The sequence below is a fragment of the Streptomyces sp. NBC_00287 genome (assembly GCF_036173105.1).
GTDB lineage: Bacteria > Actinomycetota > Actinomycetes > Streptomycetales > Streptomycetaceae > Streptomyces.
Genome location: NZ_CP108053.1, coordinates 3,964,879 through 3,986,943, shown reverse-complemented (window position 1 = coordinate 3,986,943; position 22,065 = coordinate 3,964,879). Strand labels below are relative to the sequence as shown.

Sequence of the window (22,065 nt, the reverse complement as noted above, 5' to 3'; positions counted from 1 at the left end):
TGGTGTAAATCCGAAGTAACGGATGACCGATGCGCAAGATCAGGTGTCCGGATTGAGGGGAGTTTGGGCTTGATGTCGTCTCGGATCGTGGACAGGTCGGTGGCCGGGGACACCGGGTCGGTACTCCTCGACGGCCGCGGACTCTCCGTCGCGGACGTCGTCCGCCTCGCCGACGGAGCCGCGCGGCCGGCGCCGGAGGACGAGGCGATGAAGCGGGCCACCCGCTCCTGGGACGCCGCCCGGCAGATCGCCGCGACGGGGCGCGTCTACGGCCGCTCGACCGGCGTGGGCGCCAACCGGAACGAGGATGTGCCGACCGAGGCCGCCGCCGGGCACGGGCTCCGATTGCTGCGCAGCCATGCGGGGGGCATCGGGGAGGAGCTTCCGGCACGACAGGTGCGGGCCATGCTCGCCGTACGGGCGAATCAGCTGCTGGCGGGGGGCGCGGGGCTGCGGCCGACCGTGGTCACTTCGCTGTGCGAGGCGCTGGAGAGCGGGGCGTATCCGGTCGTCAACGAGTTCGGCTCGGTGGGTACAGGGGATCTGGCGGCGCTTGCGCAGGTGGGTCTCGCGCTCGCCGGAGAACACCCCTGGCGCGGCGCCGGTGCCCCTGAGCCGCAGCCCCTCGACAACAACGACGCCCTCGCCCTGATCAGCAGCAACGCCCTCACCCTCGGCCAGGCCGCGCTCGCCCTGCACGAGCTGCGCGGGCTCATCGCCGCCACGCAGGTCGTCGCCGCGCTGTCCCTCCTCGCCGTCGACGGCTCGCACGAGCCCTACGCCGCCCCCGTCCACGAGGCCCGACCGCACCGCGGTTCCACCGAAGTCGCCCGGAGCATGCGGGAGTTGATCGGTGCCGCGGACCGGCCCACGCCCCCGCTCGGCCGGATCCAGGACCCGTACGGCTTCCGCTGTGTGCCGCAGATCCACGGCCCCGCGCAGGACGCGGCGGACGCCCTGGAGACGGTGCTCGCGGTGGAGATCAACGCCGCCGCCGAGAACCCGCTGATCGCCGTCGAGGACCTGGCCGCCTACCACCACGGCGGCTTCTACCAGGCCCAACTCGCCCTCGCCCTGGACCACTTCCGGCTCGCGGTCACCCAGGTGGCCCGGCTCTCCACCTCCCGCCTGTCCACCCTCAACGAGCCCGCCTACACCCGCCTCAGGCCCTTCCTCGCCGACAACGAGCCCGCCTCGTCCGGCGTGATGATCCTGGAGTACTCCGCCGCGGCCGCCCTCGGTGACCTGCGCGCCTTCTCGGCGCCCGCCTCCCTCGGTCACGCTGTACTCTCCCGGGGCGTCGAGGAACAGGCCAGTTTCGCCTCGCTCGCCGCCCGGCAGACGCTGCGCGCGTGCGGCGCGTACCGTCTCGTCGTCGGCTGCGAACTCGTCGCCGCCGTAAGGGCGCTGCGCCAGCGCGGCCTCAGGCCCGAGCCGGGAGTTCCGGCAGGGCGTGCGCTGGAGCTCGCCGAGGCGGTGCTCGACGAGGACCAGGCCGACCGGCCGCTCACGGACGACGTGACGGCGGCGGCCCGGCTGCTCGACCGGTTCACGGAGATCTGGAGGGGGAGCGCGGCATGAGCGCGGACAGGAACACGGGGGACACCCCGGCGGCACGGCTGCAGGCGCTCTTCGAGGGGCACCGGCTGACCCCGACCCAGCGGCGCATCGCGCACAGCATGGTGCGCCGGGCCGCCGACGTGCCCTTCCTCTCCAGCGTCGAACTGGCCGAACTGGCCGGTGTCAGCCAGCCGTCCGTGACCCGCTTCGCCGTCGCCCTCGGCTTCGACGGCTACCCGGCCCTGCGCAAGCATCTGCGCGAGGTCGCGCCCGCCGAACCGGCGGCCGCCCCGGGCGCGTACAACGAGTACCAGCAGGCCGTCGAGGCCGAGATCGAAAACCTGCGGCATCTGGCGGAGCTGCTGGCCGACCCGCGCCCGGTGCAGCGGGCGGGCCGACTGCTCGCCGCCTCCCGGCCACTGCCGGTGCTCGGACTGCGCGCGGCGGCCTCCCAGGCGTACGGCTTCGCCTACTTCGCCGCCAAGGTCCATCCGGACGTCCGGCTGCTGAACGAGGGCGGCACGATGATCCACGACCGGATCGACGCCTGCGTCCGGGCCGGGGCCACGGCCCTGCTCTGCTTCGCGCTGCCCCGGCATCCGCGCGAGGTCCTGGACACCCTCGGCTACGCCAAGGAGGCCGGGCTGACCGTGGTCACGGTCGCCGACTCCGCTTTCGCGCCCGTCGCCAAGGCCTCCGACCTGCTGCTGCCCGCGGCGGTCGGCACCGGGCTCGCCTTCGACACCGCGTGCGCCCCGATGCTGCTCGGCCGGGTCCTGCTGGAGGCCATGTGCGACGACCTGCCGGACGCGCAGGCCCGCCTGGAGCAGTTCGACGTGCGGGCGGCGGCGCGGGGCCTGTTCGTGGAGTGACACTTCTCGTGGCTTCTCAGACAGGTCTCACGTAGGCCCGCTACCCTCCCGCCACTGCGAGTTCGACTGCGAGGCGATTGGGAGGCGGAACGTGGCACGCGGAGGTCAGGGTCTCGCTCGGGTGGCCGTCGTCGTACGGGCCGGAGCGGCACCGCTGTGGTGGCTCGGGGTGTTCGCGGCCGGGATCGGCGTACTGGTGCCGGGCCTGACCGGGCGCCGGATCGGGGTGCTGGCGGGTGCGGCGCTGTTCATCGTCACGACGGCGGTCGTGGCGTACCGGCGGCGCAGGCGGTACGGCGCCCTCATGCGCGGGACCGCCCGCGCGGGCAAGCACGATGTGCTCCAGGACCGGGCGGTGACCGTACGGAACTGGCGCCGGGGCCATCGCTGGTGGCTGGTGGGGGCCTTCGCGGCCGCCCTCGGCAGCGCGTTCGCGGTGCCCGCGGCGGGCGGCATGCTGCTGGCCGGGGCGGGCGCCGGGCTGTGGCTGAAGTCCGGCTGGATCGGGCGGCGCGAGCGGGCCGAGGAAGAGCTGCTGTGGGTCCGTGTGGACTGGCTCGCGGGCGGCGGCGGGCGTCCCGCCGGAAAGGCCGTCAAGGCCTACCGCTCCACCGGTATCGCGGCGGGCGACGCGGCCCCGGGCGGGGCGCGCCGCCGCGCCGACGCGCTGGTCTAGGGCGTCAGATCTCCAGGTCCTGCTCGATCTTCCTCAACTGGTGCCGGGCCATCGCCAGGTTGGCGCGCTTGGCGTCCAGCACCAGGTACAGGAAGAGGCCGTTGCCGCTGCGGCCGCTGAGCAGACGGATCAGGTGGTACTGGTCGGACAGGGTGATCAGGATGTCCTCGATCTCGCCCTTGAGACCGAGGTGTTCCATGGTGCGCATCTTGGCGCGTACGACATCCGTGTTGCCGGCGGCGGCCACGCCCAGGTCGAAGCTCTTGCTGCCGCCCAGGGTGCCCAGGGCCATGCCGCTGGTGTAGTCGACGAGCGCGACTCCGGTCGCGCCCTCGATCGAGGTCAGTGCCTCTTTGAGCGAGGTCTCGGTGTTGGCCATGACGGTGCTTCCTCTCAACTCTCCGTGGTGGTGCGTGGTTGGGGGGTAGGTGCGGTGCGCTGGGCTTTCGCGCGGGGCTTGGTGGCTACTACGGCGCTGTCGACCAGCTCCCCGATCCGGATTGCGGCGCGGCGGCCCTCCAGATGGAGACGGCCCACGCTGACGTCGTCCCGGGCGAGCAGGGTCAGTACGGCGCTCCGGCCCGCCGCGTATGTCGCCACATAGCCGTCCCGGCCGCGGACGAGCAGTTCGCGCAGCTCGCCCCGGCCGGTGACGTCCGTGAGCCGCACGGCCACGCCCAGCGCGGCGGCGGTGAGCGCGGCCACGCCCTCCGGCTCCACACCGGGGGTGTCCTCGACAACGACCAGCCCGTCGACGCCGGCCACGAGGGAGCCGGTCAGCTGGGGGATATGGGCTCGGAGCCGCTGCAACTCATCGACTATCGACGCCTCGGCGCCCATCAACTCTCTCCTTTGTCGATCAAAGCGCCTCCAGCGCATCCCGGACTCTCTTCAGCAGGGCGACATCGGGGTCGTCAACCGCGAGGCGCTCCGCGGGGGACGGGGGGTTCGGTCGGGTGGGGAGGGGTGGGGGTGCGGGGGTCGGGTTCGGAGGCTCGGACCGCGGGGTGCTCGGGGGGCTGAGCGGGGTGGCTACCGCGGCCGTGCGCTCCGGCTCCACGGGCCGTGGGGTCAGGACTCCCGCCGCTGCCAGGCGTCGTATGTCCACCAGGGTGTGGAACGCCGGGCGGCCCAGGGCGCGGGCGATGTCCGTCGCCGTGCGTACGCCGTCCAGCAGGGCCACGACCGCTCGCTGGCGTGCGGTGAGCATCGGGGTGCGGAGCGGGTCGGCGCGGGCGAGGGGGGCCTGGTCCGTGCCCGGGTCGGGCCAGATGCGGTGCAGCAGGTCGCGGCGGCGCAGCGTCTCGCGCTCGACGGCGGCCACCGGCACCGGGTGCACGGGGCCGAGCCAGTGCCCGGTGCCGTAGCGGAAGCGGCCCGGGGTGCTGCTGGGGGCGAGGGCGAAGTACGCGGCGTCGTAGAGCGCGCCCAGGTGGCACAGTTCCAGCGTGCCCGGGGTGATCCGGCCGCCGTCGACCAGGAGCCGGGCGGCGCCGTGCCGGTCGTCGGCCCGGGCGACGGCGTCCCGCCAGGCGGCGGTGGAGAGGGTGCCGTGCGCGGTCAGCAGGACGTCCAGACCCGGGGCGGCCGGGCTCTCGGCATGCACCACCCGGCCCTCGGCGAGATACAGCGTGCCGCGCTCGCGCAGCAGGACGCCGGTGGCCTGCTCGGCGGCGAGCCGGCTCAGCATCGGCGAAAGTCCGCGCGGCGCCCGCTCCCCGGCCGTACTTCGGTCCCGCACCGGCAGCCGGGGCGGTCCGGCCGGAGTGGCTCGCAGTGCGGTCATGCCGGCACCACCGCCCGGCCGGCGTGGCTCGTCGCGCCGTCATGCCAGGACCACCGTCCGGTCGCCATGGCTCGTAGCGCCCTCATCCCAGCACCAGCCGTCCGGCCAGCTCCCCGAGTCGGATCCGGGCCAGAGCGAGGTTGCCCTCCTCGCGGTTCAGCCACAGGTGCAGGAAGACGCTGCTGTCGAAGGACGTCCAGACGAACCGCAGCACGTGGTAGCTGTCCCGGTTGCTGAGGATCAGGTCCTCGAGCGGGAGCTCCGCCTCGTCGGCGTCGTCGCCCGGCGCGAACGCCCGGTGCTCCGCCGCCAGCCGGGCCAGCTCCGCCGCCTCCGCCGCGCTTGCCTCCGGATCGCCGCCCGGGGATTCGCCGACCGTGCCCAGGGCAAGCCCGCTGGTCCAGTCGACCAGCGCCACGCCCCGTGCTCCGGGCAGCCGCATGGCCTCGAGCAGGCACTCGTCGATTCCGGGCACCGTGGCTCCCCTCCCGCCTCGGGTTCGGCTGAGTAACGCCGAAACTACGCAACGTGTGAGCGGCGGGTGAGGGTTCTGGCATTTTCCAGTGGAACATGCGGCGGATGGCTAAGGTAGGTCAACTGACCCTGTTTACCAGCCTGTTGAACCGCAGATCCGCCGGAGTGCGTCAAGCGCGGCCGGGTGTGCGGAGGGTGGTGAGGGCGGACGCGTGCGCCCCTCCGGATTCGGCCACGATCGAGTCGAGGCTCTGCGGCTCCCGCACCGTCGCGAAGGCGACACCCTCTGAGCCGCCCGGCGCAAAGCCGTAAACACCGGGCCGGGCCAGGGAGTTGTACGCGTAGTGGTGCGCGAAGTAGTACGCGCCCGTGTCCAGTGCCGCCACCAAGTCCCCTTGCTCCAGCGGCGGCAGCGCCCGCGCCTCGGCCAGCAGATCACCCGCGAAACAGGCGGGCCCGGCCACGTCCTGGACCACCTCGGCCCCCGTCTTCGGCCGCCCCTTCGCGTCGTACGCGGCGATCCTGAGCGGCCAGGACCCCGGCGCGTACACCGTCCGCGTCGCCACCTGCACGCCCGCGTGCGTCACCGCGACCGGCCGCCCGCCCGCGCTCTTGGTGTACTCCACCCGCGCCAGCACCGTCCCGTGCTTGGCCAGCAGCGACCGCCCGAACTCGGTCACCAGCCCGTACCGCCCGTCGAACAGCCCCGGCACCGCCTCGCTCAGCAGCCGCGCGTACTGCGCGTACGTCGGTGTCGTGGCGTCCGAGGAGAAGTTCACCGGCAGCCCGCCGCCGATGTCGACCGTGTCGATCTGCCGTCGCCCGATCCGCCCGTTGATCTCCTCGGCCAGCTCGTACGTCTCCGCCACGCCCCGCGCCATCAGCGACAGCGGCACGCCCTGGGACCCGGTGTGCGCATGCAGCCGGGTCAGCCACGGCCGGTCCAGATACGCCCGTACGACCCACTCCCGCGCCCCCTCGTCGCGCAGCGCCACCCCGAACTTCGAGGTCGCCGTCGCCGTCGACAGCGCCTCGATGGCACCGGCGCCGACCTGCGGATTGACCCGGATTCCGAGCGGGGAACGGCTCGGCGCCGACTTCATCAGGGCGTCGATACGGTCCAGCTCCTGCGGATTGTCGGCGTTGATCGCGATCCCGAGCGCCAGCGCCTCCCTCAGCTCGGCCGGCGTCTTCGCGGGGGAGTCCAGCACCGTCAGCTCCGGCGGCAGCCCCGCCGCCCGCGCCAGCGCAAGCTCGCCGGGGCTCGCCACCTCGGCGCCGATCCCCGCCTCGTGCAGCAGTCGCAGTACCGGCACCAGCGGGGTCGCCTTGACCGCGAAGGCGTGCAGCACCGGGGTGCCGGGCGCGGTGACCGCGTCGAACGCCGACCTCAGCTCCGCCGCCGACTCCCGGATGCCGGTGACGTCGAGCAGCCCCACGATGGGGGAGTCCGGCCCCAGCAGCCCCCGCTCCACGGCGGCCCGTACCGCCTCGTCCCGGCGCGCCGCCCGCTCGCCGTCGCTTGTCCGCCCGCCCTTGACGCTGTCCACCGCATCCCTGTCCACCGCATCCCCCGTCGAGTCGTTCCCCATGACCACGTATCCAGACAAACATCCGCAGGGCGCCCGCGCTGGCGCACGAACGTATTGACTAGCTCTATTCAGAGCGCCAGGATGTGAATAACGGCAGTAATATCCGGCAGCACCATCCGCTAGGAGGCAGACCATGTCAGGACCCCGCCCCGTACGAGCGCCGCGCGGTACGGAACTGAGCGCCCTGGGATGGCAGCAGGAGGCCGCCCTGCGGATGCTGCAGAACAACCTCGACCCCGAGGTCGCCGAGCACCCCGACAAGCTCGTCGTCTACGGCGGCACCGGCAAGGCCGCCCGCGACTGGCGCTCCTTCGACGCGATGGTCCGCACCCTGCGGGGCCTGAAGCAGGACGAGACCATGCTCGTCCAGTCCGGCCGCCCGGTCGGCGTGATGCAGACCCACGAGTGGGCCCCCCGCGTCCTCATCGCCAACTCCAACCTGGTCGGCGACTGGGCCAACTGGGAGGAGTTCCGCCGCCTGGAACAGCTCGGTCTGACCATGTACGGCCAGATGACCGCCGGCTCCTGGATCTACATCGGCACCCAGGGCATCCTCCAGGGCACCTACGAGACCTTCGCCGCCGTCGCCGCGAAGAAGTTCAACGGCACCCTCGCCGGGACGATCACCCTCACCGCCGGGCTCGGTGGCATGGGCGGCGCCCAGCCGCTCGCCGTGACGATGAACGACGGAGTCGCGATCTGCATCGACTGCGACCCGCGCGCGATCGAGCGGCGCATCGAGCACCGGTACCTCGATGTGAAGGCCGACAGTCTGGAGCACGCCCTCCAGCTCGCCGTCGAGGCCCGGGACGCCCGCCGCCCGCTCTCCATCGGCCTGCTCGGCAACGCGGCGGAGCTGCTGCCGCGCATGCTCGCCGAGGGCGCCCCCATCGACATCGTCACCGACCAGACCTCGGCGCACGACCCGCTGGCGTACCTGCCCGTCGGCGTCGACTTCGACGACATGGCCTCCTACGCCGCGAAGGACCCGGCCGGCTTCACGACCCGCGCGCGGGAGTCCATGGCCCGGCACGTCGAGGCGATGGTCGGCTTCATGGACGCCGGTGCGGAGGTCTTCGACTACGGCAACTCCATCCGTGGCGAGGCCCAACTCGCCGGATACGACCGGGCGTTCGCCTTCCCGGGCTTCGTCCCCGCGTACATCCGCCCCCTGTTCTGCGAGGGCAAGGGTCCCTTCCGCTGGGCCGCGCTCTCCGGTGACCCGGCCGACATCGCCAAGACCGACAAGGCGATGCTCGACCTCTTCCCGGAGAACGAGTCCCTCGCCCGCTGGATCAAGATGGCCCGCGAGCGGGTCCACTTCCAGGGGCTGCCCGCGCGTATCTGCTGGCTGGGGTACGGCGAGCGGGACAAGGCGGGCGAGCGGTTCAACGACATGGTGGCGAGCGGTGAGCTGGCGGCGCCGCTGGCCATCGGCCGCGACCACCTGGACTGCGGGTCCGTCGCCTCTCCCTACCGGGAGACGGAGGCCATGCTCGACGGCTCCGACGCGATCGCCGACTGGCCGCTGCTGAACGCGATGGTGAACGTCGCTTCCGGTGCCTCCTGGGTCTCCATCCACCATGGCGGCGGCGTCGGCATGGGCCGCTCCATCCACGCCGGCCAGGTGACGGTGGCCGACGGCACGAAGCTGGCAGGCGAGAAGATCCGCCGGGTCCTCACGAACGACCCGGGCATGGGCGTCATCCGGCACGTGGACGCGGGCTACGACATCGCGGAGTCGGTTGCCGATGAGCGGGGCGTACGGGTCCCGATGCGCGAAGGTGACTCGGCGTGACCGAACAGCCAGTACCGGGCGGCAGCTCCTTTCACTCCATGTGGCGTGAGCTGCTCCCCATCGGTCGGCACTCCGACTCCCACGGCTACCGTCGCTACGCCTGGACCGGTGCCGACGCCGAATGCCGGGCCTGGTTCAAGGCGCAGGCCGAGTCCCGGGGACTGGCCTACGAGGTCGACCGGAACGGGAATCAGTGGGCCTGGCTCGGCGATCCCTCCGCCGGGGACGCCGTCGTCACCGGGTCGCATCTTGACTCCGTGCCCGACGGTGGGGCCTTCGACGGCCCCCTCGGTGTCGTGTCCTCCTTCGCCGCTCTCGATGAACTCCGGGGCCGAGACGCGCACTTCAGCAAGCCCCTCGCCATCGTGAATTTCGGGGACGAGGAGGGCGCCCGGTTCGGGCTCGCCTGTGTCGGGTCGAGGCTCGCCTCCGGGCAGCTCAGCCTCGCGCAGGCGCAGCTGCTCACCGACGGGGACGGAATCACCCTCCCCCGGGCCATGGAGGCCGCCGGGTACGACCCCGACGCCATCGGTCCCGACCCCGAGCGGCTCGCGCGCATCGGTGCCTTCGTCGAGCTGCATGTCGAGCAGGGGCGCGCCCTCGACCTGTCCGGCGACCGGGTCGGCATCGCCAGTGCCATCTGGCCGCACGGGCGGTGGCGGTTCGACTTCCGGGGTGAGGCCAACCACGCCGGGACCACCCGGCTCGTGGACCGGCACGACCCCATGCTGTCGTACGCCGAGACCGTGCTCGCCGCCCGCCGCGAGGCCGAACTCGCCGGTGCCGTCGCCACCTTCGGCAAGATCTCCGTCGAGCCGAACGGCGTCAACGCCATCCCCTCCCTGGTGCGCGGCTGGCTCGACTCCCGCGCCGAGGACCAGGCCGGCCTCGACCGCGTGGTCGGCGGCATCGAGAAGGCCGCCCGGGAGTACGCGGCAGCCCACGGCATCGACCTCGACATCGTCCGCGAGTCCTTCACCCCCGTCGTCGAGTTCGACCACGCCCTGCGCGACGAACTCGCCCGCATCCTCGGCAAGGACGAGGACAAGGACACCGACCTCAAGGTGCCCGTCCTCGGCACCGGCGCCGGACACGACGCCGGAATCCTGTCCGGGACGATCCCGACCGCCATGCTGTTCGTGCGCAACCCCACCGGCGTCTCGCACTCCCCGGCCGAGTTCGCGGCCGAGGACGACTGCGTGGCCGGGGTGCTCGCACTCGCCGACGTACTGGAAGGGCTGGCCTGCACGTGACACGGACGTACTGGCTGGAGCACGCCTGGCTCGGCACCCATGTCGAGCCGGGCGTCGCGATCGACATCAGCGACGGGCGGATCACCGCCGTCCGCCAGGGCATCGACACCCCGCCCCCCGGCGCCGAGATCCTCCGCGGTCTCACCCTCCCTGGGCTGGCGAACGCCCACTCGCACGCCTTCCACCGCGCCCTGCGCGGCACCGTCCAGGTCGGCAGCGGCACCTTCTGGACCTGGCGCGAGGTCATGTACGCCACCGCCGACCGGCTCACCCCGGACAGCTATCACGCCCTCGCCCGGGCCGTGTACGCCGAGATGGCGCTCGCCGGGATCACGGCCGTCGGCGAGTTCCACTACGTCCACCACGCCCCGGGCGGCACCCCGTACGCCGACCCCAACGCCATGGGCGAGGCCCTCATCGCGGCCGCCGCCGACGCCGGTATCCGGATCACCCTCCTCGACACCGCCTACCTCTCCTCCGGCTTCGGACAGCCGCCCAACTCCCACCAGCTCCGCTTCTCCGACCGGACGGCTCAGGAATGGGCCGAACGCTGTTCAGTTCTCAAGGAACGGGATCACGCGCGGATCGGTGCCGCCATCCACTCCGTACGGGCCGTGCCCGCCGACCAGTTGGCGACCGTGGCCCGGTGGGCCGAGGAGCGGCGGGCCCCGCTGCATGTGCACCTGTCGGAGCAGACCGCCGAGAACGAGGCGTGCCTGGAAGTCCACGGATGCACCCCGACCCAGCTCCTCGCCCTCCACGGCGTCCTCGGGCCGCGCACCACCGGCGTCCACAACACCCATCTCACCGCCGAGGACATCTCTCTGATCGGCGGCAGCGGCACCGGCACCTGTATGTGCCCGACGACCGAACGGGACCTCGCGGACGGCATCGGGCCGGCCGTCGCCCTTCAGAACGAAGGGTCCCCCCTCTCCCTCGGCTCCGACAGCCACGCCGTCATCGACCTGCTCGAAGAGGCACGCGCGATGGAGCTCAACGAGCGCCTGCGCACCCGTACGCGAGGCCACTGGACGGTGGCGGCTCTTCTGCGGGCGGCCTCGGCCGACGGCCACGCGGCCCTCGGCTGGGACGGCGTGGGCAGCCTGGAGACGGGCGCACGCGCCGACTTCACGACGATCGCGCTCGACTCGGTCAGAACGGCAGGGCCGCTGCCACGCCTCGGCGCCGAGACGGCCGTATTCGCCGCGACAGCAGCGGACGTACGGCACACGATCGTGGCGGGCCGGCACGTCGTACGCGACGGGGCGCACACGCTCGTCCCCGATGTGCCGCAAGCCCTGGCGAAGGCTGTCGAAGCCCTCCGCGCCTGACGACCACCCACGAGGACGCCATGAGCAGCACTGTCATCACCAACATCGCCACACTCGTCACGAACGACCCCTCCCTCGGCGACGGTTCTCCCCTCGGTCTGATCCAGGACGCGGCCGTCGTCATCGACGGCGACCGCATCGCGTGGACCGGTGAATCAAGCAAAGCACCCGCCACTGACAATCGGGTCGACGCCGGGGGCAGGGCCGTCCTCCCGGGCTTCGTGGACTCCCACTCCCACCTCGTCTTCGCGGGCGACCGGACGCAGGAGTTCAACGCGCGCATGTCAGGGCGCGGTTACACGGCCGGTGGCATCCGCACCACCGTCGCCGCGACCCGCGCCGCCACGGACACCGCACTCGAAGCCAACCTCACCCGCTACCTCACCGAGGCCCTCCGCCAGGGCACGACGACCTTCGAGACGAAGTCCGGCTACGGCCTGACCACCGAGGACGAGTCCCGCGCCCTGCGCATCGCCGCCGCGCACACCGACGAGGTCACCTACCTCGGCGCCCACATCGTCTCCCCGGACTACGCCGACGACCCGGCCGGTTATGTCGCCCTCGTCACCGGCGAGATGCTCGACGCCTGTGCGCCGTACGCCCGTTGGATCGACGTCTTCTGCGAGAAGGGCGCCTTCGACGGCGACCAGGCCCGGGCCATCCTCACCGCGGGCAAGGCCAAGGGCCTGCACCCCCGCATCCACGCCAACCAGCTCTCCTACGGCCCAGGCGTCCAACTCGCCGTGGAACTCGACGCCGCCAGCGCCGACCACTGCACCCACCTGACGGACGCGGACGTGGACGCCCTCGCGCACAGCGACACCGTCGCCACCCTCCTCCCCGGCGCCGAGTTCTCCACCCGGGCCGAGTGGCCGAACGCCCGCCGCCTCCTCGACGCGGGCGTCACCGTCGCCCTGTCCACCGACTGCAACCCGGGCTCGTCCTTCACCTCGTCCGTACCCTTCTGCATCGCGCTCGCGGTACGGGACATGGGGATGACCCCGGACGAGGCGCTCTGGTCGGCCACAGCGGGCGGCGCGGCAGCCCTGCGCCGCGACGACATCGGCCGCCTCGCCCCGGGCGCCCGCGCCGACCTCACACTCCTCGACGCCCCGAGCCATGTGCACCTGGCCTACCGGCCGGGCGTACCCCTGGTCACCGGCGTATGGCGCAAGGGTGTACGCGAACTCTGATCACCCGGCCCGCCACCGCTGCCCCGCACCCCCGCTCTCCACGACCAACGCCACCGCCCCGCCCCCGACCGGCGTCACCGCATGGTCCGGGGCGATGCCCGGGCGGACGACCCCGCGTGAGTCGACCGCGAACCGCAGGTTCTGGCCGTTGCTCCCGTGGACCGAGTCGCACTCCCAGATGCCGACACCCCGATCCACGGAACCCCGGCTGTCCAGGCAGAACTCCGGGTCGGCGGACGACTGCACGACGCCCCGCGCGGTGTCGACCCGCCACACCTGGGTGGGGGAGGACGTGCAGGGTGCCGTGATGACGTCGGTGCCCTTCTCGAAGACAGCGTCGCGGACGTCCAGGCACAGCCCGCTGGAAACGTTCACCACGCGCGCGTACGAGGCGCCGGGCGGCCGGTGCGACGGGGTGGGCGTCGGACTGGGCGTCCGGGACGGCGGCGGCGCCGAACTCCTCGTGGGCGTAGGAGAAGGCGGCTTGGAGGTCGCCGACGGTGAGGGCGTAGGAGCGGACACCGTCGCCGTCACCGTCACCGGCGGCGCACTCGTCGGGCTGCTCACCGCGCTCACCGGATCCTGGCCGTCCTCGGCGGTGCCGCCCTGCGTCAGCAGGAAGACCAGCAGGGGCGCCAGTGCCACGCCCAGCGCCGCCGACACCAGCGCGAAGCGCCGGGACAGCGGCCAATGGGCGGTCGTGGCAACGGGGTTGTGGGCGACAGGAGCCGGGTCGTCCATGACGTACGCCGTCCCCGCCCATGGCAGCAGGCCCTCGCCCAGCGTCCGGCGCGGGTCGTCCCGCAGGGCCGACAGCTCCTCGTAGGCGGCCGTACAGGTCGCGCAGCGCGCCATGTGGGCGTGCAGATCGGCACTCCCGCGCGGGCTGTCCGGCCGTACCGACTCCTCGATGAGGCGGTGGAAGTCGCGGCAGTCGGGGTCGGCGGAGGCGGCCAGGCGGGCGCGCAGACACGCGCGGCCGAGCTGCTGGAGCGCCGCGCCCGCGCCGTAGGCCACGTCCTCGCCGGTGAGGCCGAGGAAGGCGGCGGTCCGCTCGTCGGCTTCCCGCTCCACGATCGCGTACCAGATCACGCCCTGCGCGCGCGGGGGCAGCGATTGGAAGGCGCCGAGCACGGTCGGCACGGGGCCGTTCGGGCCCGCCGCGTTGAGGACGAGCAGCAGGCCCGCGTCGAGGCCCGCCGCGCGTTCGTCGCTCGCCCAGGACGCGGCCAGCCGCCCGGTGAGCAGCAGGAGCCGGTGCCGCCAGGGCCCGCCGGGGTCGATACCGCGAGCCGTCTCGCGGGCCGCGAACGTGAAGACCTGCGCCGCCAGCTGGCGGGCCACGGAGTCGCTCGTGGCGCACAGCCGGGCGTACTTCAGTACGGACGGCCGATGGCGGGCCCGGAGTTCCTGCAGCGCCTCGTACGCGGTGGCGGAGTCGGCCCGCAGCAGTTCTGTGAGCCGTGCGTCACTGTCCTCGGCCCGCGCCATCGACCTGCCTCCTCGCAGCCGCCAAACCCGCCGGAGTTCTGGCCTACCGGCGGGTACGACGGCTCATAGTGGAGGAAGGGAACCCAGGACGAAAGGGTTTCTGTGGGTAACCCATGAGTCGACGGAGGCTTTTACTCCTCGACCGTCTTTACTCCTCGACCGTCAGCCCCTTGCGCAGTCGCACCAGCGTCCGTGACAGCAGCCGGGAGACATGCATCTGGGAGATGCCGAGCTCCTCGCCGATCTCCGACTGGGTCATGCCCGCGACGAACCGCAAGGAGAGGATCTGGCGGTCCCGGGGCGGGAGTTCGGCGATCAGCGGCTTCAACGACTCGACGTACTCGATGCCTTCGAGTCCGTGGTCCTCGTAGCCGATGCGGTCGGCGAGCGCTCCCTCGGCGTCGTCCTCCTCCGGCTGGGCGTCCAGCGAGGAGGCGGTGTACGCGTTCGACGCCGCCATGCCCTCGACGACCTCGTCGTTGGTCAGACCGAGGCGCTCGGCGAGCTCGGCCACCGTCGGGGCGCGGTCGAGCTGCTGGGCGAGTTCGTCGCCCGCCTTGGCCAGGTCGAGCCGGAGTTCCTGGAGTCGGCGCGGTACCCGCACGGACCAGGAGGTGTCCCGGAAGAAACGCTTGATCTCGCCCACGATGGTGGGCATCGCGAAGGTGGGGAACTCGACTCCGCGGCTGAGTTCGAAGCGGTCGATCGCCTTGATCAGGCCGATCGTGCCGACCTGGATGATGTCCTCCATGGGCTCGCTGCGCGAGCGGAAGCGGGAGGCGGCGAACTTGACCAGCGCGAGGTTGAGTTCGACGAGCGTGTTGCGGACGTACGCGTACTCGTGGGTCCCTTCCTCCAGCGACTCCAGCCGCTCGAAGAGGGTTTTGGACAGGGCCCGTGCGTCCACCGGCCCCACCTCGTCGAAGGGGGGTATCTCCGGTAGTCCGGCGAGTGCGTCGTCCTGCTCGATGGGATCCAGATGTTCCGGGAGGGAAGTCGACGTCGCCTCATGGGTATGCGATGCGTCGAGCCGGGGTGACATGATGTCCTCCATCGTTCTCGGCAAATACGGCTGCCGAAGCCTGTGCGTGCACTGCGGTGTGCGGCGCCTCCAAAGCCGGCCGTGTTTGATTACGTGTCCCTACTAGCCCTACCCGCTTTCCACAGGCCACCGCAAGTGCGTTCTGTTGTGAAATGTCCGTTTTAGGGTGGTTGTTCGGGTGTCGAAGGTCGTAGGGAAGGCGTAGTGTTCGAGGGCGTCAGTCAGCAGCCACGACGTCGGGAGTGAGACACGGCATGGACCGCGGGACAGTCGGCAGCGCACAGTCCGGCCGACTTCTGGTGGAGGTGCGGGAAGCGGGCTCCAGTGCCGTCGTGACTCCCGTAGGTGAGTTGGATCACCACACCGCCGATTTGTTGCGTGAGCCACTCGAGGACTGCCTCGAGAAAGGGTTCAGCCGACTGGTCGTCGACTGCGGACGGCTGGACTTCTGTGACTCGACCGGACTCAATGTGCTGCTCGGTGCCCGCCTGAAGGCGGAGGCCGCCGGCGGTGGCGTCCACCTCGCGGCGATGCAGCCCGTGGTCGCCCGGGTGTTCGAGATCACCGGGGCGGAGGCGGTCTTCACCGTCCATGACAGCCTCGATTCCGCGCTCGCCGACGAGGTCGACTGACCCTGATGGCGGCCCCTTGTGCCGCACCGGCCGTCCCATGCGGAACGCCACTCTCCGGACGTCACGTGATTCGTGCCGAATACGGGGGTGTTCCGCCGGTCCGCTCGGGCAGGAGACATCCTGAACATGTCGCTGTCATGGCGGCGTGCGGAGCCGACCGAACCTCCGTAGTGACTGACTTCTTCAATCGTGAACTGGTGAATCGGTGAGGTGAAGCGCTGATGAGCACCACCCGGCCCTACTCGCCGGGCGACCGCGGCCCTGAGCCCAGCGGCGCTTCCGGGGTGTCCGAGCCGTCCTCCGAGACCCCGCCGGGCCCACAGGTCCGCAGTCTGGGCCTCGACGGGCGGAGCGGCGTCGTGCCGCTCGCCCGCGACTTCACCCGCCAGGCGCTGTATGCGTGGGGCTGGCTGCCGGCGGCGACCGCCGATCAGCGGGCGGCGGCGGAGGATGTGCTGCTGGTCGTGTCCGAGCTGGTCACCAACGCCTGTCTGCACGCCGAGGGCCCTGACCGGCTCCGGATCACCTGCGACAACAAGGTCATCCGGCTGGAGGTCTCCGACCGGGGCGCGGGTCAGCCGGCGCCCCGGACACCGCACCGTGCCGGCCGCCCCGGCGGCCACGGAATGTTCATCGTGCAGCGGCTCTGTCTGGACTGGGGGGTCGTACGGACCCCAGGGGTGACCGGCAAGACGGTCTGGGCGGAGCTCGGCGCGCCCGCCTGAGCATCCCCACACTTCCGACACGCACTGTGTCTTCCCTCCTCTCGGCCCCGGGCGTACCTTGACGGCCGATCTGATGTGCCGTCAGGAACGAGAGGGAGCGGAACCGTGTCGTACCGGAAACGAACCGCCGCGCTCGCGTCCGTCGCGGCCTTGGCCGGCTCGGCGGTGCTGATGGCCGCCCCCGCAGCCCGGGCCGAGGTCGTCGACGTCAACTACCAGTGCAAGACCCCGATCGGCGACAAGAGCGCCGTCTCGCCCATCGACATCAAGGGTGTCGAGAGCGGCGGCGGCTACAAGATCACCATGTCCTGGCAGAAGGGCGTCTCCTCCAGCCCGGTCGAGCTGGGCAAGGGGGCGATGAACCCCAGCGCCACCATCAAACTGGGCGGCGCCGACAGCGGCACCATGACGGTGACGGGCCCGGCGAACCAGGAGGCCATCCCGGCCGACACCCCCATCAAGATCAATGACCTGACGGGGACCTACACCCCGAAGAAGTCCGGCAAGGTCACCTTCACCCCGGCCATCCTCACCATCAAGGCGCTCGGTACGACGACCACCTGCACCCCGTCGAACAGCCCGGGCCCGGCGCTGACCCTCGACGTCAAGGCCGCGGGCGGAACCGGCGGCACGCAGAGCGGCAGCGGCTCCGGCTCCGGCTCCGGTTCCGAACTCCCGCAGACCGGCCCCGAGGACTCGGCCGTCGCCCTCGGCACCCTCGGCGGCACGGTGCTGCTCGCGGGCGCGGCGGGCGCGCTGTGGCTGACGCGGCGGAACCAGACGGTACGCCGCTGACCCCTCGTACCACCGTTGGAGCCGCCCATGTCGCTGACCGGCCGTGTCCTGTCCGTCCTGCCTGTGCTGCCCCCCGCCCTGCTGCTCCTGCTGGTGGCCGCCCCGCCCGCGGCGGCCGCCGGGGGCTGGTCCGTCGCGCCGTCCGGCGGCGGGCGCCCCTCCTTCTACGCCGAGGGCGAGCCCGGGGCGGTCCTCGAGGACACGGTGTCGGTGACCAACCGTGGCGGTGAGCCGGTCACCGTCCGGCTGTCCGCCACGGGCGCCCGGGTCGCCTTCGCCCGCTCCGAGGTCCGCGTCCCGGCCCGCACCCGCGCCGACGTCCCCTTCACGGTGACCGTCCCGGACGCCGACCGCTCCGCGGGCATCGTCGCCCGCGGCCCCGACGGCCGCTCCGACTCGGTCGCCCTCCATCTACGCGTCAAGGTCCCCCAGTTGTCCGCGCTGACGGTCGAGCAGGTGAAGGTCACCGACTCCGGCATCTCGTACGAGATCGTCAACCGCGGCACGACCACCCTCGAACCCCGCCTCGCCGTACGCGCCGACGGCCTCCTCGGCCCCCTCCTCAACCGCCCCGCGCGCACCCTCCCCGTCGAACTCCCCCCGGGCCGCCGGGCCAAGCTCACCGAACCCTGGCCCGACCGCCCGTCCCTGGACACGGCCGACGTCCGGCTGACGGTGACCGCCGGGGGAGGGGCCTACGACACGGCCGAGGCGTCGGCGCGGTTCGTGCCGTGGGGATCGGTGGCGGGCAGCGCGGGGGCGGTGGCGACCGCCGCCTTCTTCCTCGTACGACGTCGTAGGCGCCGTATCGAGGAAGTAGCCGAACCGCTTTATGCAGACGTCGAGTTGATGGGAGCGGCGAAGTGAACGGCAAGGTGCGGATCTCGGCGCTGCTCGTTCTGCTGCTTCTCGCACTGTCGGTGGCGCCTGCGTCGGCCGCCGATCCCCCCACCGTGAAGGTCTCCAAGTCGCAGGCGGGGACTGGGGGTTCGGTCACCGTCACCGGGGAGGGCTGGCGGCCCCGGGCGCTGCTGATGATCCTGATCTGCGGGCAGTCGGTGCCGTCGACGGGTGTGACCGGTGGCACCAACTCCTGTGCCAACGCCGACGGGCGGGCGGTGACGACAGACGCCGAGGGCCGGTTCAGCCGGAAGCTGCCAGTGGCCGAACCGCCGGTGCCGTGTCCGTGCGTGGTGCATGTCGCCACGGTTCAGGGGGCGAAGGCCGAGGCCGACGCCGTGTTCCAGGTGGCCGGGCACGCGGTCGAGCCGCTGCCCGCCGACGGCTCCGGCGGACGGCTGTCGATCCTCACCGACACCCGCCTCGACGGCTCCAGCGGCCTACTGACCTGGTTCGGCGCCCCACCCGCCCGCACCCTGGTCTTCACCGTCGGCAATGTCGGCACCTCGGCCGTGAAGAACCCCGTCTTCCAAGTCGGCACCTCGCACGGCGTGTTCGCCCCGGAGTGGCAGGAACAGCAGTGGCGCGGCACGATCCGGCCCGGCGGGAAGGCGCGCATCGAGCTGCCCGTCGAACTGGCCGCCGGGGCGCACAGCGGCTACACCGTCTCGCTGAAGTACGGCGGCAAGGTGATGGCCGAACAGCCCTGGGGCGTGGGCCGCCCCTGGGGTGTGACCCTGTTCTGGATCCTGGTCTGCCTGGTCGTACCGGCCGCGCTGTTCCGCGCCGGGATGGCCGTGGTGGACCGGGTACGGCCCCGCCCGCGGGTCCGCCACGGCGGGCTGCGCCTGCCCGAACTCGCCTTGCGCCTACCGGGGTTGAAGCCCCGCGAGGAGGCCAGGCACTCGATGTCCTCGACCCTGCCGTGGTTCACCCCGGACTCCGATCCGGGAACGGCCGGTCGACTCTCCGCACCGCACGACGACAGCCCGACGAGTCCTACGACTCCCACCAGGAAGGGACCTACGTGAGCAAGCGAAGGAGAGTCATCCCGGTCGTCGCGGCCGTACTGATGCTGGGCGTGGCCGTCGGCCCGGCCCAGGCGGCGGAGGTGGCGTACGCGACGGAGTGCGTCCCGCCCGACATCTCCGGGCTGCCGCCGGTGCAGGGCACCACGAAGGTGGAGATCACCGCGCCGGAGACGGCGAAGGTGGGCGAAGAGGTCGAGGTGGTCTGGAAGTTCGTCCAGGCCGCCTCCAAGAACCCTGACCTCATCGACCTGCCCGCCGACTCGGTGCAGCCCAGCGGCACGCTCAAGGCGGCGAGCGCGCAGACCGCGGACATCGCGATGCAGGGGCCGCGGGAGAACCCGGCGATCCCCAAGGGCGGCGACATGGTGCTGTCCGACATGAAGGGCAAGCTGAAGCTGACGACGCCCGGTGAGGTGACGCTGACGCCGGACGCGTATGCCATCAACGCGATGTCGACGGACACGAAGTGCACGCCGAAGGAGGCGGTGAAGTCGGCGGCGACGATCAAGGTGGCGGAGGGGGACGGGAGTTCACCGCCGCCGTCGCAGCAGCCGAGCCCCTCACCGACGGTCTCGCCCTCCGAGAGCGAGAGTGGCGGCCAGACCGACTTCACGGGCAAGGAGGTCCAGGTCCCCTACGCCTGCAAGACCCCCATCGGTGACAAGAACGCGACCTCGCCGGTCCAGATCAACGCCAAGAAGAACGGCGGGAGTTTCGACCTCACGGTCCAGTTCAAGAAGTCGGTGATGGACAGCCCCGCCGACATCCCCGCGGACTCGGTCAAACCGTCGATGGAGGTGGCCCTGGGCGGCGCCGACAAGGGCACGGTCCATGTGGAGGGCCCCACCAACGCCGAGCCCATCAAGTCGGGCGACCCGATCGAGATCCCCGACCTCAAGGGCACCTACAAGCCGGGCGCGAGCGGCGAGTCGACGCTCTCCCCGGGCGTCCTGACCATCGAGGCCCTGGGCACGACGACGACCTGCACCCCGGAGAAGACCGAGGTCTCACTGACCCTGGACACCACGGAACAGCAGGGCGGCGCGTCGGGAGGCGGCTCCACCACAGGCGGCTCCACCACAGGCGGCTCCACCAGTACGACCCCGGACGGCGGCCTGGCGGACACGGGCGCGGAGAACGACGGGTCTCTGAAGGCGCTGGGCCTGGTCGCGGGAACGGCAGTGCTCCTGGGGGCCGCGATCTTCACATTCCTGCCAAGCCGAAGGGCACGCTGACCTACCTCAGGGGCGCGGGGAACCGCGCACAGAGCTAAAAGCAACAGGGCCGCTGCAACCCAGCCGGGTCACAGCGGCCCCAAGCGCCGCAGGCACCGTCAGTTGACGCTGCCCATGAGCTCCTTGACCTTCTTGCGGTACATCCACACCGCCACACCGGCAACCACCGCGAGCGTGGCCTCCAAGGCGACAACGCCCGTCTTGTTCAGATCGACCCCACCGATGGAGAGCAGACCCGTCGTGGCGTCACCCGCGGTGACCGCCAGGAACCAGACGCCCATCATCTGCGAGGCGTACTTCGCCGGCGCCATCTTCGTCGTCACCGACAGACCCACCGGGGACACCAGCAGCTCACCGACGGTCTGCACGAAGTAGATCGCCACCAGCCACATCGCGGCCGCCTTGTGACCGCCCTCGGCGATCGACAGCGGGGCGAGGAACAGGAAGAAGGACGCGCCGACCAGGACCAGGCCCGAGGCGAACTTCACAACCGTGCTCGGCTCCTTGCCGCGCCGGTTCAGCGCGAGCCAGAACCAGGCGAAGACCGGGGCCATGGCCATGATCAGGACCGGGTTGACCGACTGGTACCAGGAGACCGGGAAGTCCCAGCCGAGGACGCTGTTCTCGGCCGAGGAGTCGGCGAAGATCGACAGGGTCGAGCCGCCCTGGTCGTAGATCATCCAGAAGACGGCCGCGGCGACGAAGAACCAGATGTACGCGGACATCGACTTCTGCTCGGTGCGGTCCAGGTCCTTGTCGCGCTTGATGCGGACCAGGACCATCGTCGGGATGATCACGCCGAGCAGGGTCAGCGGGACCAGGATCCAGTTCAGCGTGTAGCTGCCGGAGAAGCCGACGATCGCGTAGAAGACGAGGGCGATGCCCGCCCAGATCGCGGCCTTGCGGAGGGTGGAGGTCTTCTCCTCGGCCGACAGCGGCGTCGGGACGACGCTGGAGCGCGGCGCCAGGTTGCGGCTGCCGATCAGGAACTGGGCGAGGCCGAGCGCCATGCCGAGCGCGGCGAGCGCGAAGCCCAGGTGCCAGTTCACGTTCTCACCGATGGTGCCGATGATCAGCGGCGCGGCGAAGGCACCGAGGTTGATGCCCATGTAGAACACGGTGAAGCCACCGTCGCGGCGCGGGTCGTCCGGGCCGTCGTAGAGGTGGCCGACCATCGTGGAGATGTTGGCCTTCAGCAGACCGGAGCCGATGGCGACCAGGCCGAGACCGGCGTAGAAGGTGCCCGAGGAGGGCAGGGCCAGCGTGAGGTGGCCCAGCATGATCACGCCACCGGCCACGGCCACCGTCTTGCGCGGGCCCCAGACACGGTCGCCGAACCAGCCGCCGGGCATGGCGAGCAGGTACACCAGCGACACGTACACGGAGTAGATCGCGGTCGCCGTGGCCGCGTCGAGGGCCAGGCCGCCCGGCGCCACGAGGTACAGCGGGAGCAGAGCCCTCATGCCGTAGTAGGAGAACCGCTCCCACATCTCGGTCATGAAGAGAGTGGCCAGTCCGCGGGGGTGGCCGAAGAAGGTCTTCTCGGAACCGGGGGTGCCCGGGGTGACCGAGTCCTTCGTCAGGCTGGACGCCATGGTCGTTCCTTGCTGGTCGGGACGCGCCCTTTTGGAGGCTGGTGGAACCAGCCCGCACACAAAAGAGACCTTCAGCGTCGGATT

21 protein-coding genes are annotated in these 22,065 nt (G+C 71.6%); 13 read left to right on the top strand and 8 right to left on the bottom strand.

The genetic code is table 11. The annotated features are described in order from the left end of the window. Nucleotides 1-72 precede the first annotated feature (72 nt). The 3 genes from OHT76_RS18060 (at nt 73) to OHT76_RS18050 (ending at nt 3,108) form a co-directional block, all read left to right on the top strand. The gene (locus OHT76_RS18060) at nt 73-1,581 is read left to right on the top strand and encodes an aromatic amino acid ammonia-lyase (RefSeq protein WP_328871865.1); all 1,509 of its coding nucleotides are present in this window, start codon (nt 73-75) and stop codon (nt 1,579-1,581) included. After that, nucleotides 1,578-2,432 (top strand): MurR/RpiR family transcriptional regulator, encoded by an 855-nt coding sequence (locus tag OHT76_RS18055; RefSeq protein ID WP_328871864.1) that lies wholly within the window; start codon nt 1,578-1,580, stop codon nt 2,430-2,432. Before OHT76_RS18060 ends, OHT76_RS18055 begins: the two co-directional genes overlap by 4 nt. A gap of 91 nt (nt 2,433-2,523) precedes the next feature. Then, entirely contained in the window at nt 2,524-3,108 is a 585-nt protein-coding gene (locus OHT76_RS18050) for a hypothetical protein (RefSeq protein WP_328871863.1), read from the top strand. Nucleotides 3,109-3,112: 4 nt separating this feature from the next. Here OHT76_RS18050 and OHT76_RS18045 read toward each other — a convergent pair whose 3' ends face one another. From OHT76_RS18045 to OHT76_RS18025, 5 genes are all read right to left on the bottom strand, one after another. Further along, entirely contained in the window at nt 3,113-3,487 is a 375-nt protein-coding gene (locus OHT76_RS18045) for a hypothetical protein (protein WP_328871862.1), read from the bottom strand. A 14-nt stretch (nt 3,488-3,501) separates the two neighbouring features. Continuing rightward, nucleotides 3,502-3,948, bottom strand: a complete 447-nt coding sequence (locus OHT76_RS18040; protein WP_328871861.1) for a roadblock/LC7 domain-containing protein — start codon at nt 3,946-3,948, stop codon at nt 3,502-3,504. 19 nt (nt 3,949-3,967) lie between these two features. Next, the gene (locus OHT76_RS18035) at nt 3,968-4,894 is read right to left on the bottom strand and encodes a transcriptional regulator (RefSeq protein WP_328871860.1); all 927 of its coding nucleotides are present in this window, start codon (nt 4,892-4,894) and stop codon (nt 3,968-3,970) included. Between the two features lie 82 nt (nt 4,895-4,976). Then, entirely contained in the window at nt 4,977-5,369 is a 393-nt protein-coding gene (locus tag OHT76_RS18030; RefSeq protein WP_328871859.1) for a hypothetical protein, read from the bottom strand. Between the two features lie 169 nt (nt 5,370-5,538). Continuing rightward, complete coding sequence (locus OHT76_RS18025; protein WP_443049804.1) at nt 5,539-6,960, bottom strand: diaminopimelate decarboxylase; 1,422 nt, start codon at nt 6,958-6,960, stop codon at nt 5,539-5,541. A 133-nt stretch (nt 6,961-7,093) separates the two neighbouring features. Between OHT76_RS18025 and hutU the strand changes: the two genes are divergently transcribed. From hutU to hutI, 4 genes are read left to right on the top strand one after another with little or no spacing between them, the layout of a single operon-like run. After that, the gene (hutU, locus tag OHT76_RS18020; RefSeq protein WP_328871857.1) at nt 7,094-8,758 is read left to right on the top strand and encodes a urocanate hydratase; all 1,665 of its coding nucleotides are present in this window, start codon (nt 7,094-7,096) and stop codon (nt 8,756-8,758) included. Between the two features lie 38 nt (nt 8,759-8,796). Then, nucleotides 8,797-10,011: an allantoate amidohydrolase gene (locus OHT76_RS18015; protein WP_328876561.1), complete on the top strand. Its 1,215-nt coding sequence runs from the start codon at nt 8,797-8,799 to the stop codon at nt 10,009-10,011. Then, the gene (locus OHT76_RS18010; RefSeq protein ID WP_328876560.1) at nt 10,002-11,342 is read left to right on the top strand and encodes a formimidoylglutamate deiminase; all 1,341 of its coding nucleotides are present in this window, start codon (nt 10,002-10,004) and stop codon (nt 11,340-11,342) included. Before OHT76_RS18015 ends, OHT76_RS18010 begins: the two co-directional genes overlap by 10 nt. A gap of 20 nt (nt 11,343-11,362) precedes the next feature. Then, the gene (gene hutI / locus OHT76_RS18005) at nt 11,363-12,535 is read left to right on the top strand and encodes an imidazolonepropionase (RefSeq protein WP_328871856.1); all 1,173 of its coding nucleotides are present in this window, start codon (nt 11,363-11,365) and stop codon (nt 12,533-12,535) included. On the opposite strand, the gene OHT76_RS18000 is transcribed toward hutI, so the two are convergent. Continuing rightward, nucleotides 12,536-14,026: a ricin-type beta-trefoil lectin domain protein gene (locus tag OHT76_RS18000; RefSeq protein ID WP_328871855.1), complete on the bottom strand. Its 1,491-nt coding sequence runs from the start codon at nt 14,024-14,026 to the stop codon at nt 12,536-12,538. A gap of 148 nt (nt 14,027-14,174) precedes the next feature. Further along, on the bottom strand, nt 14,175-15,080 hold the full coding sequence (locus tag OHT76_RS17995) for an RNA polymerase sigma factor SigF (protein WP_328871854.1): 906 nt from the start codon (nt 15,078-15,080) through the stop codon (nt 14,175-14,177). Between the two features lie 242 nt (nt 15,081-15,322). On the opposite strand from OHT76_RS17995, the gene OHT76_RS17990 reads away from it, so the two are divergent. From OHT76_RS17990 to OHT76_RS17965, 6 genes are all read left to right on the top strand, one after another. Further along, complete coding sequence (locus OHT76_RS17990; protein ID WP_328871853.1) at nt 15,323-15,700, top strand: STAS domain-containing protein; 378 nt, start codon at nt 15,323-15,325, stop codon at nt 15,698-15,700. 221 nt (nt 15,701-15,921) lie between these two features. After that, nucleotides 15,922-16,425, top strand: coding sequence for an ATP-binding protein (locus tag OHT76_RS17985; protein WP_328871852.1), 504 nt, complete (start codon nt 15,922-15,924; stop codon nt 16,423-16,425). Between the two features lie 105 nt (nt 16,426-16,530). Beyond that, complete coding sequence (locus OHT76_RS17980) at nt 16,531-17,220, top strand: LPXTG cell wall anchor domain-containing protein (RefSeq protein ID WP_328871851.1); 690 nt, start codon at nt 16,531-16,533, stop codon at nt 17,218-17,220. Nucleotides 17,221-17,247: 27 nt separating this feature from the next. Next, nucleotides 17,248-18,087, top strand: a complete 840-nt coding sequence (locus OHT76_RS17975; RefSeq protein WP_328871850.1) for a hypothetical protein — start codon at nt 17,248-17,250, stop codon at nt 18,085-18,087. Continuing rightward, on the top strand, nt 18,084-19,151 hold the full coding sequence (locus tag OHT76_RS17970; protein ID WP_328871849.1) for a hypothetical protein: 1,068 nt from the start codon (nt 18,084-18,086) through the stop codon (nt 19,149-19,151). The genes OHT76_RS17975 and OHT76_RS17970 overlap by 4 nt, the downstream gene beginning before the upstream one ends. A gap of 41 nt (nt 19,152-19,192) precedes the next feature. Further along, entirely contained in the window at nt 19,193-20,386 is a 1,194-nt protein-coding gene (locus OHT76_RS17965; protein ID WP_328876559.1) for a hypothetical protein, read from the top strand. A 98-nt stretch (nt 20,387-20,484) separates the two neighbouring features. Here OHT76_RS17965 and OHT76_RS17960 read toward each other — a convergent pair whose 3' ends face one another. Then, the gene (locus tag OHT76_RS17960; RefSeq protein ID WP_328871848.1) at nt 20,485-21,981 is read right to left on the bottom strand and encodes an oligopeptide:H+ symporter; all 1,497 of its coding nucleotides are present in this window, start codon (nt 21,979-21,981) and stop codon (nt 20,485-20,487) included. Between the last annotated feature and the right edge of the window lie 84 nt (nt 21,982-22,065).